10 protein-coding genes and 1 pseudogene are annotated in these 15,744 nt (G+C 59.1%); 8 read left to right on the top strand and 3 right to left on the bottom strand.

Annotated elements, in window-relative coordinates; genetic code table 11:
* Positions 1–30: 30 nt before the first annotated feature.
* Positions 31–1,137: a GTP pyrophosphokinase gene (locus AC3ANU_RS01475; RefSeq protein ID WP_018770343.1), complete on the top strand. Its 1,107-nt coding sequence runs from the start codon at positions 31–33 to the stop codon at positions 1,135–1,137.
* A 310-nt stretch (positions 1,138–1,447) separates the two neighbouring features.
* Here the strand turns inward: AC3ANU_RS01475 and AC3ANU_RS01480 are convergent, their stop codons facing one another.
* Positions 1,448–1,789 carry a YegP family protein gene (locus AC3ANU_RS01480; RefSeq protein WP_488315313.1) on the bottom strand — a complete coding sequence of 114 codons (342 nt, stop codon included), beginning with the start codon at positions 1,787–1,789 and terminating at the stop codon, positions 1,448–1,450.
* A gap of 310 nt (positions 1,790–2,099) precedes the next feature.
* On the opposite strand from AC3ANU_RS01480, the gene AC3ANU_RS01485 reads away from it, so the two are divergent.
* Entirely contained in the window at positions 2,100–2,315 is a 216-nt protein-coding gene (locus tag AC3ANU_RS01485) for a death domain-containing protein (RefSeq protein ID WP_478222575.1), read from the top strand.
* Between the two features lie 188 nt (positions 2,316–2,503).
* Here the strand turns inward: AC3ANU_RS01485 and AC3ANU_RS01490 are convergent, their stop codons facing one another.
* Positions 2,504–2,806, bottom strand: coding sequence for a DUF4193 domain-containing protein (locus tag AC3ANU_RS01490; protein ID WP_223993254.1), 303 nt, complete (start codon positions 2,804–2,806; stop codon positions 2,504–2,506).
* A gap of 225 nt (positions 2,807–3,031) precedes the next feature.
* Between AC3ANU_RS01490 and AC3ANU_RS01495 the strand changes: the two are divergent.
* The 6 genes and pseudogenes from AC3ANU_RS01495 (at position 3,032) to AC3ANU_RS01520 (ending at position 14,732) form a co-directional block, all read left to right on the top strand.
* Positions 3,032–3,609, top strand: a pseudogene (locus AC3ANU_RS01495) (recombinase family protein).
* A 267-nt stretch (positions 3,610–3,876) separates the two neighbouring features.
* Positions 3,877–7,266, top strand: coding sequence for a serine/threonine-protein kinase (locus AC3ANU_RS01500; protein ID WP_223993252.1), 3,390 nt, complete (start codon positions 3,877–3,879; stop codon positions 7,264–7,266).
* Entirely contained in the window at positions 7,263–9,041 is a 1,779-nt protein-coding gene (locus AC3ANU_RS01505; protein WP_223993250.1) for a S1 RNA-binding domain-containing protein, read from the top strand. The genes AC3ANU_RS01500 and AC3ANU_RS01505 overlap by 4 nt, the downstream gene beginning before the upstream one ends.
* A gap of 663 nt (positions 9,042–9,704) precedes the next feature.
* The gene (locus AC3ANU_RS01510) at positions 9,705–11,063 is read left to right on the top strand and encodes an MFS transporter (protein WP_488315314.1); all 1,359 of its coding nucleotides are present in this window, start codon (positions 9,705–9,707) and stop codon (positions 11,061–11,063) included.
* Between the two features lie 1,249 nt (positions 11,064–12,312).
* On the top strand, positions 12,313–14,283 hold the full coding sequence (locus AC3ANU_RS01515; RefSeq protein WP_488315315.1) for an MFS transporter: 1,971 nt from the start codon (positions 12,313–12,315) through the stop codon (positions 14,281–14,283).
* 308 nt (positions 14,284–14,591) lie between these two features.
* Complete coding sequence (locus AC3ANU_RS01520; protein WP_488315316.1) at positions 14,592–14,732, top strand: hypothetical protein; 141 nt, start codon at positions 14,592–14,594, stop codon at positions 14,730–14,732.
* Positions 14,733–14,960: 228 nt separating this feature from the next.
* Here AC3ANU_RS01520 and AC3ANU_RS01525 read toward each other — a convergent pair whose 3' ends face one another.
* Positions 14,961–15,455, bottom strand: coding sequence for a glutathione peroxidase (locus tag AC3ANU_RS01525; RefSeq protein ID WP_488315317.1), 495 nt, complete (start codon positions 15,453–15,455; stop codon positions 14,961–14,963).
* Positions 15,456–15,744: the final 289 nt, after the last annotated feature.

Here is a 15,744-nt window from a genome sequence, read left to right on the forward strand (position 1 = left end):
CCTGTCGGACCCCCGCCGTAAGCTGGGACCATGCCGAGTAACTGGGAAAACCTGGACGAGCCGCTGCGTGAGTCGGTGCAGCACAACGTGGAGATCTATGAGCGCGTCCGGCCTGCCCTGAAGCTGGTTACCCGGGACGTTTTGCTGGTTCTGCGGGACATGCTGAAGGACAGCGAGGTCACGCCGCTGTTTGTCACCGGCCGCACCAAGACGGTGGAATCGTTCAAGGAGAAGATCTCCCGCACGGAAGAGCCGCTGGAACCCGGCGGCCGGCGGCTCCTGAAGTTTCCGGACCCGTTCCGCACGCTGAATGACATGGTGGGCATCCGGGTGATCACCAAGCTGCCGGCCGAGAACGCCGCCGTGGCCAACATCATCAAGCGCCAACGGCAGCTGTTTGACTGCCGCGGCGACCGTGAGAAGGACATCGGCTCCATCGAGAGCGGCACATACGGGTATTCCAGCCGCCACCTCATCCTGCGCACCATCCAGAACGAGGCCGTCAAGGAATACCAGCAGGTCTTCAACCCGGACCTGCAGCCCAACGGCAGCTACTTTTTCGAGTGCCAGATCCGCACCATCTTCGCCCACGCATGGAGCGAGATCGAGCACGACATCCGGTTCAAGGCCGAGGACCCTCGCGCCTGGACCCCGCACTTCGACCGGCAGTTCACCGCCACCGCGGCCATGCTGGAAACCGTGGAGACGGCCTTCGCCGACCTGCACGAACGGTATGAGGAAGTCCGCAGCTTCTGGGACGTGGACGGCGAAGGGGCCGCGCCGCTCACGCCCAACCGGATCCGGGACGTGTGGCGCACGCTGCTCCCCCACGTTGACCGCAAGGTGGACGACGACTGGGGCTGGGCCGCCGAACTCCTCGCCGCGCACGGCCTGAACCAGACCATGCAGCTGGCCGGGCTGCTCAGCGCCAACCGCATCACGGAGGTCCGCAAGGCCCTGGACCACCGCTACTCCCCCGGGCCGGACCGGCTCCTGGACGACCTCCTCCTGTGGCAGTACGGCACCAAGCACATCGACCTCACCGCGGAAGGGCCCGACGCCGTCCCGCACCCGCGGCGCGACAGCCTCCTGCGGCGGCTGCGGCAGATCGAACGGTATCGGATGACGAAGAAGTAGGGGTAGGTACCTTGACGGCCCGTTTATATGGATCGAACCCGCGACCTGAACCAGATTCCCTGAACGATGGGAGGTTATTGGGGAGGCACGGCAGCTGATCCGAGAACTCGACCGCACTCCTCTGGTCCACCTGACGCCGCTCTTTGACCAGCACGCCTATGGGGAGCTGAGGATGACCACCCTTGACCTTCTTCGTGTGTTGGGACAAGAGGCCGACGAACGCAGCAGACTCTCATCAGCCTAAGGGCCGATAGTTGATCTTGTGCAAAGCCGCGAGCGAGAGGGGGTGGAGCGACCCCTCCCCCGCCGTTCAGGAAAGGCTGTGGATTGCCCCGGCCCAGCGGGGACCCGAGACGGCCCGGCGGACCGCCCTGGTACGTCCATGGAAGTCGATTTTTGGCATGCGCGGGGAATCGTCAGTTTGACTGCCGGGGTCAGTCCAGGTGGCTGGCGGTGCCGCATTTGTGGTTGTTGTGCTGTGGTCGGTGATCAGTCCCATGCCGGCATATTCGCGCACGGCTGCGATGCCGGCAACGGCGTCGGTCTTGGTATCGAAGGGCTTGGACACTGCCATGACAGTTCCATCGGGTGCTGTGAGCCGGAACCTGAACGCAGATTCGGTGTCGATAAATAGTTCGAACATTCCTGCCATTGCGATCCTTTCGTCTGCGGGATCTTGGGGCGGCATCTTTGCCGCCGGACAGGAGCGGTGGCATCGTTGCCTCCGTTTTCCCTGGTATCCCGCCGTCCAAATTTTCATCAATTCAGCGCGCGTTCCTCGAGTTTCTCGTGGGACCGCTTGCCGGCGCAAGATGTCGCCTGGCATCCAGTAGAAGTGATCACCTGCTCTCGGGTGTCCAGTCCACGCGCACCTTCCTCGGGGAGTTCACGAGACAGCCTCAGTGCTCGGCAGGTCGTCAACAAATGTTGACCCAACCTCTGGCGTCAACTAATGTTGACGCATGGAGGTGGAACGGATGAAGACTCTGGTGGCATCCATGGACGGGAAAGGACCGGCTGAAGCCCTGCAGGCGGTCGCCCAGCTGCAGAAGGAAGTCGGGCGAACAGAAGCGTCCCTGGTCAGGAAGGCCCGGCAGGCCGGCCTTTCCTGGGAAGCCATCGCGCTGTGCCTGGGCGTGAGCAAACAAGCCGTCCACCGTAAATACGGAAGGCGCTAGGTGCTGCTTCGGATCCTGGGCCGCGACCGCCCAGGCAGCAGGCAGCCACTCCCCTGCCTCAACTGAGAGAACGTCGCTGACTGATAGCCGACGTTATGTCAAGTAGAGAACGGCGTACTGCATCAGTTGCATCATTTTGGGACTTTGTGCACTGGCCGTCGGCCGCCCGGTTCTGCCGTTTCCGGGGCTCAGCCTTCGCACTCGATGCAGTACCACTGGCCATTGCTTTGCCGTGCCAGCTGGGACCGGTGACGGACCAGGAAACAGGATGAGCAGGTGAACTCGTCCGCACCCTGCGGGATGACCTGGACGATGAGCTCCTCGGAGACGATTTCCCCGCCGGGAGTCAGCCCTTCGTCCAGGGCGTCCGCTTCATCGAGCTCGGTGACGACGCTGCGGGCATCCGGAGCGCTGGCGGACTTCAACGCCTCCAAGGAACTCTCCTGAGATTCCTTGACGTCGGAGCGGACTTCGTCGTAGTCGGTAGCCATGTTTGGCGGTTCTCTTCTCTGTTCTCTGTCGGCTTCCTGTCTGACCAGAGAGCAACGTACACCATGGCGGCGTTGTTTCCCGGGAAGAGCGTCCCGACACGTGCATCAGCGGCGATGGCTTTGCCGTGCCGCCCGTGGACAATCCACCGGGTGCGAGCCGGTCCGCCTGCGCGGAAGTCTTGACGTGTTTCCTTGCCCGAGCTGACACTCGTTCATACCTAAGGGTTGGAGGCCGGCGAGCATGGACAGCGAATCGGTTACGTGCGGGTCAACACGCTTGACCAGAATGAGCGACGTCAGCTGGAGGGCGAGGTCCTGGACCGGCTGTTCACCTACAAGGCCTCCGGCAGGGACACCGCGCGGCCGCAGCTGAACGAGCTGCTGCGGTTCGTCCGGGACGGGGACACCGTTGTTGTGCACAGCATGGACCGCCTAGCCCGGAACCTCGACGATCTGCGCGCACTGGTCCAGGGACTTACGTAACGAGGGGTGCAGTTGGAGTTCCTCAAAGAGCATCCTGTCTTCACCGGCGAGGACTCCCCCATGGCGAACCTTATGCTGCCGTCATGGGTGCCTTCGCCGACTTCGAGCGGGCCCTGAGCCGGGAACGCCAGCGCGAAGGCATTGCCTTGGCCTAGCAGCGCGGCGTCCACAAGAGCCGGAAGAAGACGCTCACACCGGAGCGGGCGGCCGAACTCGTCCACCCCGCCGGCAATGGCATCCCGAAAGTCGTCCTTGCACGTGACTACGGAATCAACAGGGAAACCGTCTGCCAATACCTCCGTCAAGCAAGAGTGGAGTAAGCCCGTCTCCTCCCCCGCGGAAAGCTTCTCTGCTCCAAGCAAATTCTGCGCCCAACGATGGAACGAATTCATTTACTGCCTTGAGCTTATATCTGCCTGCTCGCAATCCATCCCCTGGGTCGATACCCTTGGCACGATGACAAATCCTGAAGACTGGATGGACATCAAGGTTTGCGCAAATTGTCCTCTTGGAGCCTGGAAATCCGCGCTGTCGGTGCTTGTATCTAGGATGATGAAGCACACGTATTCTTGGTTCAAGGTGGGGGAATGGCGCAAGAGTTCATCGCTGGTCGGTACGCGGAAATTATTGGTAGTCGGCGGCAGGGTGGACAGGGTGACGTTTTCAAGGCTGTCGACCTTGTCGACAACGGACGATTTGTTGCCGTCAAGGTAATCCCAGGAACGCAAGACCCTATAAATACTGTCTTCTTTCATAGGGAGACGGATGCCCTCGCCAGGCTCGATCACCCGAATATCACCGGTCTTCTCGATAAGGGTTTCGACGCCTCGTTGGGCGTTTACTACATCGTGCTCGAGTGGATTCCGAGCACCTTGGTCGATTGGCTAGCGGCTCTCGATGAGCCCCCTGGGTGGGACGATTTGTGCGAAAATGTCGGGCTTCCCCTCTCACATGCCCTGGCCCACGCGCACGCTCAGAATGTGCTCCACCGGGACATCAAACCAACAAACATTCTTTGGGACGGGAGCAAGCCGCTTCTGGCTGACTTTGGTATCAGCAAGATCAAAAGCCAAGTTGCAGCTCCAGGTGATGCAACAGTTGTCGATCATGCTTCAACTCCCTTTGCACCACCTGAGCGAGTAACGAAGGCAGCTTCGAATAGGGATGTTCATGGACTGGCGGCAACCCTTTTACGCTGTCTTGTTCCTTTCGAGTTAAAGACGTATTCGGACATCGACAGGGCACTTTCGGATAGTCGCGACGGCATTGACGTCCCCGACCGCGCCATGGATCTCCTGAAGCGCTGCCTGAGCAATGACCCGAGCGTCAGGCCGAAGGACGGCCAGATTTTAGACTTCGAGCTGCGGAAGATGCACACCGATAGAAGCAGGAAATGGCGCGCCCAGACCCAGCTGGTGCTGACGCTTGCACCGCAAGCAAGAGCGCAACTGCAACGTGAACGTCTGGACCTAAGCCCCGAGCAAACTGTCGAAACCCTTATGGGTAGTGCGACGTACGCCGTGCCCCGCAGGTCCGTGTCGATGCCAGGGCCGGGGGCACCTCTTACACCCGATGAATTTGATCTTGTAGGAGACGAGCTGCTTCTTCATGTGCAACACACGAGTCAGGGCATGGTGTGCAATCGAGCAGGCGTCCGTGACTTTTACGAGTTGGAGCGCCGCCGGCGAATGCCCGGAGCAGTACTCCTTCCGTCGGACGAATACATCTGGACGGCACGACCACCAAGGCAGCAGCTTGCTGCAATTCAAGCGGCCAGGGCATTGCGTAGCCTTCTGAGCCAAGCCATCCAGGATGCTGAAGACCGTGAAAGTGAACGATTTCGCCAAGCGCGGCTCGACGGGTGGTCACGGCTCATCGAGGCTAAGGAGGAATTGGACCGGAAGCTGGAAGACCCGGTCGGTTACAGCCTTGAGTCCCGTTCATGGAACACTGCGAAACTGCGATTGACCAACGAACCTCGCGAGGACATCGTTGACCAGGATCTGCTGGCCCGCGATAACTCACGTCCATCCACGATCAACGTGCCCTGCAACGTGGAGGAGGTTGACGGTGATGAAGCCCTCGTCCGAATAAATGGAAATCCTGACGATTTTCCCGAGGACGGTCTCCTCGTCCGCAACCGCACTGCCTCTACCTCGGCTGTGCGACGGCAACGAGAAGCACTCGGCGCCATCCGAGACGAACGAAGCCTCCGCACGGATCTACGGAGTCTCGTATTAGATCCATCAGGAAGTTCCCCTTCTCGTCCGGTCGAATTTGCATCCCAGCACGTGAACCTCGACGATGACAAGCGCGTGGCGGTGGCAAACGCCCTCGGTGCCCCGGATCTCTTTCTGGTGGAAGGTCCCCCGGGAACTGGTAAGACCTCTTTTATATGTGAGCTGGTTGCACAGCATCTTCAGGCCCGGCCAAACGACCGAATCCTGCTCGTAAGTCAGATGCACGTTGCGTTGGACAACGCAGTAAGTCGCTTAGACAAAGCCGGTGTATCTGGCATCGTCCGTCTTTCCACACGTGAGGATCGGGTTGCCGTAGACGCGGCTCACCTACTGCTACCGAATAAGTTGCGGGCTTGGATCGCGGAGGTCAGGCAGCGGGCTGCGCAGGGACTCGAACAACTCGTTGCTTCGGCTGGGGTCTCAGCCCCACGCCTCCACCTTGCCTTCGCTGCTGAGGAAGCTGCCGCCGCATTAAGACTGAAGGACCGCCGCCAAGAGGAGCTCGAAGCATTCGACTCCGCGACAGGCGACGATGACGTCGCGGACGAACTGCGGGATCGGCTCACGAGAGCTGAGCAGGCCGCTGATGCGGCAGTAGAGGCAGTTCAGGCCCACGTGGAAAGGCAGGGTGTAAGAGTCGATGTACCGCTTAGCATAAGTGGGCTCACACAACTGTCCACATCCTGTTTGGACGGCCAGGCGGAGGCCGAAAATCTGAGGGACATCATGCATGCCCAAGCAGATTGGCTCGCCAGTCTCCAGGATCCCCGTTCAGCTGAATTGCTCTTCTTACCTAAACAATCTGTTATCGCTGGCACTTGTATGGGCTTCCTTAGCAACCAGAACGTCCGCGACATCGACTTCGATCTTTGTATCGTCGACGAGGCTTCCCGAGCGACGTCGACTGAACTCTTCGTGCCGATGGTCCGTTCAAGGCGGTGGGTTCTCGTTGGCGATACTAAGCAACTCCCACCCATGCGCGAAGAGGTCATGGATTACCCTGAAATTGTCGAAGCCTATGATCTCAACGAACTCCTTGGAACTGATTCCCTCTTTAGTATCTTGGTGGCTGAATCACCCCAAGAGTGTCGGGCCAGCCTCATCACTCAGCACCGAATGGCGCTTCCCATAGGGAATTTGATTTCCAAGACCTTTTACGGCGAGCAGTTGGTGCATGACCCACATCCCTCCCTAGACGGACATGCGCTTCGTGACCAATCTCGGGTCGTTTGGTATTCGACTAGCAGACGAGAGAAACGATATGAGGACTCGTCACAGGTTAGAAGTTCCTCTAACTCAGTCGAGGTTGATATCGTGTGCGACCGCCTCCGCCAGCTCGACGAAAAGGTCGCCAAAGGTGAGGTCCGACGACTTGACGGAGCCTCCGTCGAGGTTCTAGTTCTCACGGGATACCAGCGACAGCTTCTAATGCTGGATCGCGCGATCCGAAGTCTCCGGCTTCCCCACCTCGAGGTCAAAGTAAAGACAATCGACGCGGTGCAGGGACAGGAGGCCGACGTCGTCATTTTCTCCGTCACCCGGAGCAATGCTCGTCTCGAGATGGGGTTCCTAGCTGAATCCTTCGGCGAAGGACGCATCAACGTGGCGCTCTCTCGGGCGAGGGAACTTCTGTGGGTTGTAGGAGACTCGGAGTTCTGCGCTGCCAAGGATGGGCCACTCAAGAGAGTGCTTGAACACATCAGCAATGCCAAGGGCTGTGGAATGGAGTTTGTGTGACTGACGCACTGGTTCGAGCAGCCCGCCGACACGCCCACGCAATTCCCGGCCACCTCCTCGTGGCCGCCGAGCCCTGCGCTATCCCGGCTTCCGTACTTACCGTCGACGTGTTGGCAGAGCGAGCAACTGACCTTGGCGTGGCGGAGCGATACACCCTACTGGCGGTCTCAAAGGGAATAAACACCCTAGAAGAGCTTTCCTGGTTCTTAGGCCTTGAGAGTACCGACACGGCCAACGTAATCAGTTCTTTGCTGCAACTCGAGATGATCGATTACCGGGCACAGGACAACAAGCAGCGCAACATTCAACTATTGCCTCCTGGGCTGGACGCCGTGGACGGCGTAGTAGCCGCAGCTCCCAAAGTTGTCACCCTGTCGGTCATGTTCGATCGGATTACCCGCACTCCTGTCGCGTGGACAAAGAGATCCCTTACTCGTGAGTGGGACGCGAGGAACACGGAAGGCCTCTTTAGGCTGCCGCCGGCGACAGGTGAGCCGGTAACTATAGACGAACTCTCTCCAGCAAACCTTGGCCCTATCTTGGCGGGCAGGAACCAGGTCAACAGGATCCTTGGCGCGCTAGGCGTCACGGAGAACCGGAGGTATTTTAAGGAAGCCACTCTGCTGATCTATAAGGGGATTGATAATGATTCAATTCGTCTTGGCATCGACATTGACGGCATTTGGAGCCCGGACCACGAAGTAGCTCTTGAAAGGATGGGCGTCGCCGAACGACTCGGTATCCGAGTTGAGGGGCCGCAGCCCTTGCCACCGAGCGACCTTTCCCTCGGCTTCCCTGAGCCTGCCAAAAAGTTGGGGCGTGACGAGGTTCTCCGACTACAAGCCCTGGCCGATACGGTGGAACAAGCGACGGACGGGGCTAGTGCTACAACTGACGACCAGCTTGAGGCTGGGAAAACCATTGAATCAGCGGCAGTCCGGTGGTTAGGAACATACGAGCATCCGCTCATTCTCGATGAGGCTTTGACGAAGAGCCGGAGGCGGCTGCTCATCATCAGTCCATGGATAACGAGTGCGGTGGTAACGAAAGAGTGGATCCGCCAGCTTGAGAGGCTGGCACACAGGTGTCCAGTGACCATTGCTTGGGGTTACGAGGACAACCCGAAAATCGACTCGGCTTTGGCCGGCCTTCACGCAGCAGCCGGCAGAAAGAATCAATTGGCGGTAGTGAGGTTGAAAAACACTCATGCCAAAGTTCTAGTCGGCGATGACTTTTACGTAACCACAAGCTTCAACTGGCTTTCATTCAGGGGTGATAGCAGCCGGCGCTATCGGATGGAGGAAGGGACTCTAATTCGCGATCGAGCTCTTGCTGATCAAGCTTACGAGAGGTACCTGGACCAGATCCGACAGCAGGCCATAGAGGTAGTTGGAGACCTTCCCGAGCCTCGGGGAAGGTCTGCTTCTCGCGCCGCACCAATGGTCCCGCCTCAAACGGCTGCGAATCATACTCGAAAGAATCGGGAGGGCGTGGAAAAGCCTTCGGTGGCTAGGAAGCAGCGAAGAACCCCAAATGAGGAAGATTGGTCGCGGCTTAAGGTCGGAAGCACCATCGCGGGAACAGTCAAGAACCTCACGAACTTTGGAGTTTTCGTAACTCTTGGAGATGGAATCGACGGACTAATTCACAACTCTCGACTGCCACAGACAATGAATGGGAACCAAGTGAGCAAGTTTGAAGTTGGGCAAAGTATTTCCGTGAAGATTCTTGAGATCCAGCCCGAACGTAACCGGGTCTCGCTCGGGATGGCGTAGCGGCCAAACGCGCAAGGAGTCGCAACCTTACAGAATCATCATTATCGGCTCTCGATGGTGGTTGTTCGACAGGAGGCCCGGGCGTGAATGCGGTGACGATCTGACAGGGACCCCAGGGGGCCGGTGTGAAGGTCCATCTTTGGGGTCCTTCAAGACTCCCCTAAGGCTGTGCTGACCTGCGATTTTGGCATTGACGACAAGAATGCCGGGGTTCTGAATGTGCGCGATGTTCCGAGCTGCCGTTCGTAGTCGGCGACTTGCACGAGGCGATTGAAAGGCCCGTTCCGGCGTCAGCGCTTCCTTGAGCTAGCGACGGCGCTCGAGGGCGTGTTCACCGAATACGAGCGGGCACGGCAGGCGAAGCTCGCGCAACTGCGTCCCGGTGCGGTCCCCGCTCGAACGGGACGCCGCCCGGATCGTGGTTACTCGATTGTCGGACTCTTGTGAAGTTGCGATGCCACATTTAATTAGGCACCTTTTATTTCAAAGTGGATAGGACTACTATTTGGGCAATAACAAGGGTTTATGTACATAGTTCAATTAAATAGAGTCCTATTTAATTCTTCCCCGAAAGCAACGCAGCAGCCCGCTTCGTTCATGCTTTGAGGAGTCAGTAACGAATCGCCTGCCCTTATCACTTCAGCGATCCAATGGAGCCTCGTTATGCAAGAAACAAAAACCCGCGCGAACCGCGCACTGATTGGATGCATTCTTTTAGTTTCAATGAACTTCGGCACCTTCATTGTGCTCTCGAACTACCTCAGCGGGCTATCGATGCAGTTCAGCGCAACTATGGGCCAGATTATCTTGCTGTTCTCGATCTCATCGATTGGCAGCCTGATCGCCAACCTCAGCCTGGCGCCCATGTTCCGGCGCATGAGAATCCGCTCAATTCTCCTGATCGGGATCTCCTGCTATGCGGCCTTCTTTCTTCTCACGGCATTCGCGACCTCGCTTCCGCTGCTCTACGTCGCTGCCCTCCTCTTTGGCATGGGTGTGGCTGGATGCGGATTCGTCGTAGCCCAGGCCGTCATCATGTGGTGGTTCGTTCGCGGTGTTGGGAAGAAGATCAGCTATCCCTCAATCGCATATCCGCTCGTGTCGCTTGCGCTCTCGCCGGCGATTGCCTGGGGGATTCAATCGATCGGCTTCACTCCGACGCTTTTGATTCACGGGCTCCTTTGCGTCGCCGTGATGCTCCTCTCTGCTCTTGCGCTCATCCCTGAACGACCCGAATTCTACGGATTGACCGCCTACGACCCCGCGCCGAGAACGAAGTTAGATGCCTCCTCGACCGAAGTCCGTGAGGCGATACACGCGGCCTCCGGGGCGGGACCGGACGCATCTTCTGACCATCTGGTCGCCGTCGCATCAGCGGCAGCACCGGCCGGCCTCACTCTCAAGCAAGCATTGAGGACGCCTTCGTACTGGTTGGTAAGCATCGCCGTATTCTTAATCGTGGGTGTGGGCACAGGATTTGGTGGACAGGCAGTCGTTATTTTCGAGGCCGCCGGCGGGGTCACAGCAATGGTTGCCGCCCTCATCCTTTCCGTGAAGAACTTCGCTGCGATGATCTGGAACTTCGCGTACGGTGCTCTAGCTGACAGAATCGGCGGTCTTCCCGCGAGTCTTGTCTTCGGCCTAGGCGTGATGGTTTTCAGCACAAGCGCGGTCTACGTCTCGGGAACGGGTGGCGCAATCTTCATCGCGGCAAGTCTCGCGGTCACGCAGTTCGGCGGAATGTACGCCGCGATGATTCTCCCTCGAATGTTTGGGCTGAAGGATTTCGGTAGTATTCTTGCTTCGATCAATGTGAGCGCAGCACTCGGTGGCGCAGTCGTTGGAGCCGTCGGTGGTTTTATCTACGACGCCACGCTCAGCTACACAATGTTCTTTGTCTTTTTCGCAGCAGCCGCCGCAGCCATGGTTACCCTCCAGGTCGTGGCTACCCGGGCGCGAGCCCTGAAGCGAATTGAGGAAACAGCTGCCGACGAGCCAATCGACGAGCGAGTCGCGGCCTGACTTCTTACGGAAAGCGGATATCCTCGCCGAGCAAAGCTGAATTTGTCCCGAACAGGCCGAATTGATTCGTCCCTTAATTCGAGAACCTGGACCGGCCCGGTAAGGCCTCGGTCGAGGCTGAGGATTTGTTCGTTACGGACTTTCTTTGCTACAACACCTTCCTCCACGGAATCCCTGTACCTGTCCGGCTGGCAAGCACACAGCCAGCGGCACAAAACCAGGCCACTCTTCGGCTGTTTCAACCGACAGTCAGTCGTACCACCGCAGGATATCCCGCATGCGGTCGCCATCAAGCCCACTGATTCCATACTTCCAGCACAGCCAAGGACCCCCGTGAGTTCACCAGCAGGACATCCATCCGCATGGACGGCCGACGTCGACCACAGAATTTTCATCCCTCGAAAAACGCATACGCACCGCCCCCATGACTGGGCAGACCTTCGGGGAGCAACTGTGGTAGTCCGCCGATCTGGAACATACTTCAGAACTGGCCGCGTGGAAGAAGCAACTTCGGAGCTTCTATGGCTCGCGCAAGAAGGCGTCGAGTCGAGAATGATAATCGACAAACTCGACGGCGATGAGATCTGGGTTGACCCCCAGCAACTGCTCTTCCTAAAGCACCGCGGGTAGCCGAATGAGGCATCCAAGGGCGGCCATCAGCGTTCCTGCACTGTACAGCAGGGCGTCACACTCCTCCCGGACGCTGCGTTCTCCGCGAACTTGAAGTTCCAAAGTCGCGGGGCCCGCTGGCGTAGGACTACGGACCTTGTGTCTTGGCCAACAAACGCTTTGAATTCATCACAGAAAGGACCTGAGATGAGAACCTTCGTAGCCCATCTCCGCATAACCTCCAAAGCGGACATAGATGATCGCCTCACGCACGCGGTTGCGGGAGCTATAAAAAGGGCAGAAGCAACCAGGCGCAACGGCGTTGTGGTCACCAGGCACAACCTCTCCCGCTTCACGGTGGCGATCAGTCCGAGTGTCCCATTCCGACTCGTCAGGGAGCGCGACCTGGTCGGAGAACTACCCTGATAGAAGGGGATCTTCACCCCTTTCGTGTCGCTTGCCATAGGCGACAAACAGCCAATAGGACGCACGCAACATTCCCCATTTTGGTCGTTTTCGGGAAATTGGGAGTAGACGCAAATACGACGCAACAACCCGAACCTTGCCGTTGCGGGTCTGGAATAGCGTTGTACATGGGGATAAACACGCGTTCACCTTGACATTTTCCTGAAAGTAGCCGATGTTGCGTTCCCGCACTCCCGAATCGCGCCGCCGCCCGTCGCCGGCGATTACCACCGTCCTGGCCCTCAGCGGCACCGTCGTGGCGCTCATGCAGACACTGCTGGTTCCGCTCCTGCCAGATTTCCCCGGAATCCTAGGCGTGAGTACGGACGACGCGTCCTGGCTGGTGACCGCAACCCTCCTTTCCAGCGCCGTGGCGACGCCAATCGTTTCCCGTAGTGCTGATATGTACGGCAAGCGCAAGATGATGGTGGCGTGCTTGGCCATCATGGTGGCAGGGTCTGTAGTGGCAGCTGTTGGTAGCTCCTTTGTATGGCTGATCATCGGCCGGGCCCTCCAAGGCTTCTCCTCCGCGCTGATACCGGTGGGCATCAGTATCATGCGCGATGAACTGCCCAAGGAAAAGATGGGTTCCGCGGTTGCATTGATGAGCGCCACCCTCGGAATCGGCAGCGCCCTGGGCCTTCCGTTGGCCGGGCTTTTGTACGAGAGTATGGGCTGGGCCTCGATATTCTGGGTCTCGGCAGCCGCCGGCGCCCTGCTGCTCCTTGCCGTGGTGCTGGTTGTCCCTGAATCGAAGATCCGCACGCCCGGGACCTTCGACTATGCCGGGGCGTTGGTGCTGTCCGCCGCGTTGGCCGCCCTGCTGCTGGCGATCTCCAAGGGCGGATCCTGGGGCTGGGGGTCCGAACCGGTTCTGCTGCTGTTCCTCACTACCGCAATCCTGCTGGGCGTCTGGGTCCCGTATGAACTCAAAGTCCGTCAGCCGATGGTCGACCTGAGGACATCTGCCCGCCGCCCGGTGCTGATGACCAACCTCGCCTCGCTGCTGATTGGCTTTTCAATGTTCGCCAACATGCTCCTGACCACGCAGCAGCTCCAACTTACCGCCGTTACCGGCTATGGCTTCGAGCTGAACGTCATCGCCGCGGGCCTGTGCATGGTCCCCTCCGGGCTGGCCATGGTGGTCTTCGCACCGCTGTCCGGGCGCATCATCAGGATCTTCGGCGGCAAGACCGCACTGCAGGCCGGGGCGCTGGTGATGATTGTGGGCTACGTGGGCCGGGTGTCTTTTTACGACTCCATCGCCTGGGTGATCATCGGTTCAGCCGTGGTTGGTATCGGCACGGCAATCTCCTATGCCGCAATGCCTACGCTAATTATGGGTGCCGTGCCGATCACGGAGACGGCATCCGCGAACGGCCTGAACAGCTTGGTCCGCGCCATTGGCACTTCGACATCCAGTGCAGCCATTGCTGCCGTCTTCACCTCCGTCACCATGACAGTTGGCGATACCCATCTCCCCTCGTTTGACGCGTTTAAGGATATTTTCTGGCTTGCAGCCCTGGCATCGGCGGCCTCGATGCTCGCGGCCTTCTTTATCCCGTTCACTTCTGCCGCCCACCGGCTGCCGGCGCCACTGGTCGCCGCCACCGAACTGGTGGTGCAGGGCCGCGTCCTGAACACGGACCACCGCCCCCTCACCCCCGCCGTCGTCACCGCTCTGCAGACCGACGGTGAACCCGTGGACTGGAGCCGGGTAGACGCTGAAGGTAACTACTCCGTGGCACTGCCCGGCGCCGGACGGTATCTGATAGTGGCCAACGCCGGCGGCTGGGCACCCATGGCCGAAGTCTTTAACTTCGACGGCCGCACTCTCCACAAGAATGTCTTCCTCCGAAACCGGCTGCAGGTCCATGGAACAGTCGCCGTTGGCGGCGCGTCTTTAGTCGGGGCGGCGGTAACCCTCCTTGAAGCCGGTGGCGGGTATGTCGGCACCACCCGCACCGACGGCAACGGCGGATATGCCTTTCCGCTGCCCATTGCCGGCCGTTATGTCCTAACCATGCTTCACCCGGTGACTCAAGAGGCCATGGCACAAAAGGTCACGGTGGACAACAGATCCATCACCTTGGACCTTACCGCCTCACCCGTGGATGACACCTCCGGAGAGAAAGTGGGAGCGTGATCATCCCAGCCACGACGCGATCCTCCATGCAGCCGGTCAGCTTTCCGGAGAACACGGCTACCGGGCCGTCACGGTGCGAGGCATCTCTCCGCCGACGCCGGAACTCTCCAAGCCCTTGCCTTCCGCGTGTTGAAGCGCCGGGCACTCGAAATTCAGGAGCCTTGGGCCAATATGTCGCTAGCCGTGCTGGACACACCCAACACCGCAGCCAAACGGGCAGACATCCGTGGGTGCTACCTCAATTCCATCGCCCAGCTCATCAGGACACCACCCAGGACCGCTGTTTCGCCTCTACCCTGACCGCTCTGATGACTGAGTTCGGCGACGCCATTCCCACCCCAAGCCCCTTTGATGGCTGGGACTTTGACGAACTAGTGGGCCATTACCGAGAAATCATGCAAACCCAGATTGACTCGTCCAAGGCTGCCTCAGAGACCGGATCCCAGTGAGTGCCGGCGGTCCGCAGACACCCGTCCGTGAGGGCGCCGCCGCGCCCGTAGAGGAGATGCCTCACGTAGTTGATTGTCCAGTTGGGCACCCCGACTTGACGCTAGGGCCGGCACTGGGACGCCGAGCTTGTCAGCGCGCCGGAAGCGGTACCCGACAGCCTGGAGCAGCTCCTAGAGCACTCGACGCCCGGGCGGCCCGCCAGCTGGCGGCACATGCCGCGGATGGTTCTAAACCGGCGATTCCAGAAGTCGGGCTACTAATGCAACCAGATCCTCATTTAGGGGGTCCAGACGCGGATCGAAGCGGGCTACGACGTTCCCGTTTTGATCCAAGAGGAACTTTTCGAAGTTCCAGTCGATGTCCTGGGCCACGCCGGTCGGGAAAAGCTTCAGAGCCTGATATAGGGGGTGAGCCCCCATACCGTTGACCTCGATCTTTTCGGTCAAGGCAAACGTCGTCGCATACGTACTTCGGCAGAAATGGGCGAATTCCATGTCCGACTCGGGCGCTTGCTCTGCGAACTGATTACAGGGGACGCCAAGTATTTCCAGCCCAAGGCCGCGGAATTCTTGATGAAGCTTTTCCAAGGACTGGAGTTGGGGTGTGAGCCCGCATCGCGAGGCGACGTTGACGATGAGCACGGTTTTGCCGGGGAAGCTTTTACTGATCGTCGTGAGGGTCCCGTCCATCATCTTGAACTGGATATTTGTGATTGACTGCAAGGGGTTCTCCTAGCTGCTCAAGGTCTTATCGGGTCGCGGTGTGGGCATAATGGCGTGCAGGAGCGGTTACGGGGAAAATACTTCTGGACCGTATGCTGCGGAGGCCGTTTCAGCAGGAGGACACCTGATACCGTCCGGCCCGTTGCGTCCTTCCCGACCTTGGAAGGTCGCGGCAAAGTAGGGCCCTCATGCGATTCTCCAGTTGGTTGGCTAAAGCCAGGTGTTTAGGTTTCCCGAACCCACAGACGATCTGTTTGGGGGTGAGTACGCCGTCATCGAACATACCTCC

The organism is Arthrobacter sp. SDR-2R, assembly GCF_057747955.1.

Coding starts and splice junctions, on each gene's coding strand:
- AC3ANU_RS01475 (WP_018770343.1), top strand. CDS start 31: ATGCCGAGTAACTGGGAAAACCTGGACGAGCCGCTGCGTGAGTCGGTG.
- AC3ANU_RS01480 (WP_488315313.1), bottom strand. CDS start 1,789: ATGGCAGGAATGTTCGAACTATTTATCGACACCGAATCTGCGTTCAGG.
- AC3ANU_RS01485 (WP_478222575.1), top strand. CDS start 2,100: ATGGAGGTGGAACGGATGAAGACTCTGGTGGCATCCATGGACGGGAAA.
- AC3ANU_RS01490 (WP_223993254.1), bottom strand. CDS start 2,806: ATGGCTACCGACTACGACGAAGTCCGCTCCGACGTCAAGGAATCTCAG.
- AC3ANU_RS01500 (WP_223993252.1), top strand. CDS start 3,877: ATGGCGCAAGAGTTCATCGCTGGTCGGTACGCGGAAATTATTGGTAGT.
- AC3ANU_RS01510 (WP_488315314.1), top strand. CDS start 9,705: ATGCAAGAAACAAAAACCCGCGCGAACCGCGCACTGATTGGATGCATT.
- AC3ANU_RS01515 (WP_488315315.1), top strand. CDS start 12,313: ATGTTGCGTTCCCGCACTCCCGAATCGCGCCGCCGCCCGTCGCCGGCG.
- AC3ANU_RS01520 (WP_488315316.1), top strand. CDS start 14,592: ATGACTGAGTTCGGCGACGCCATTCCCACCCCAAGCCCCTTTGATGGC.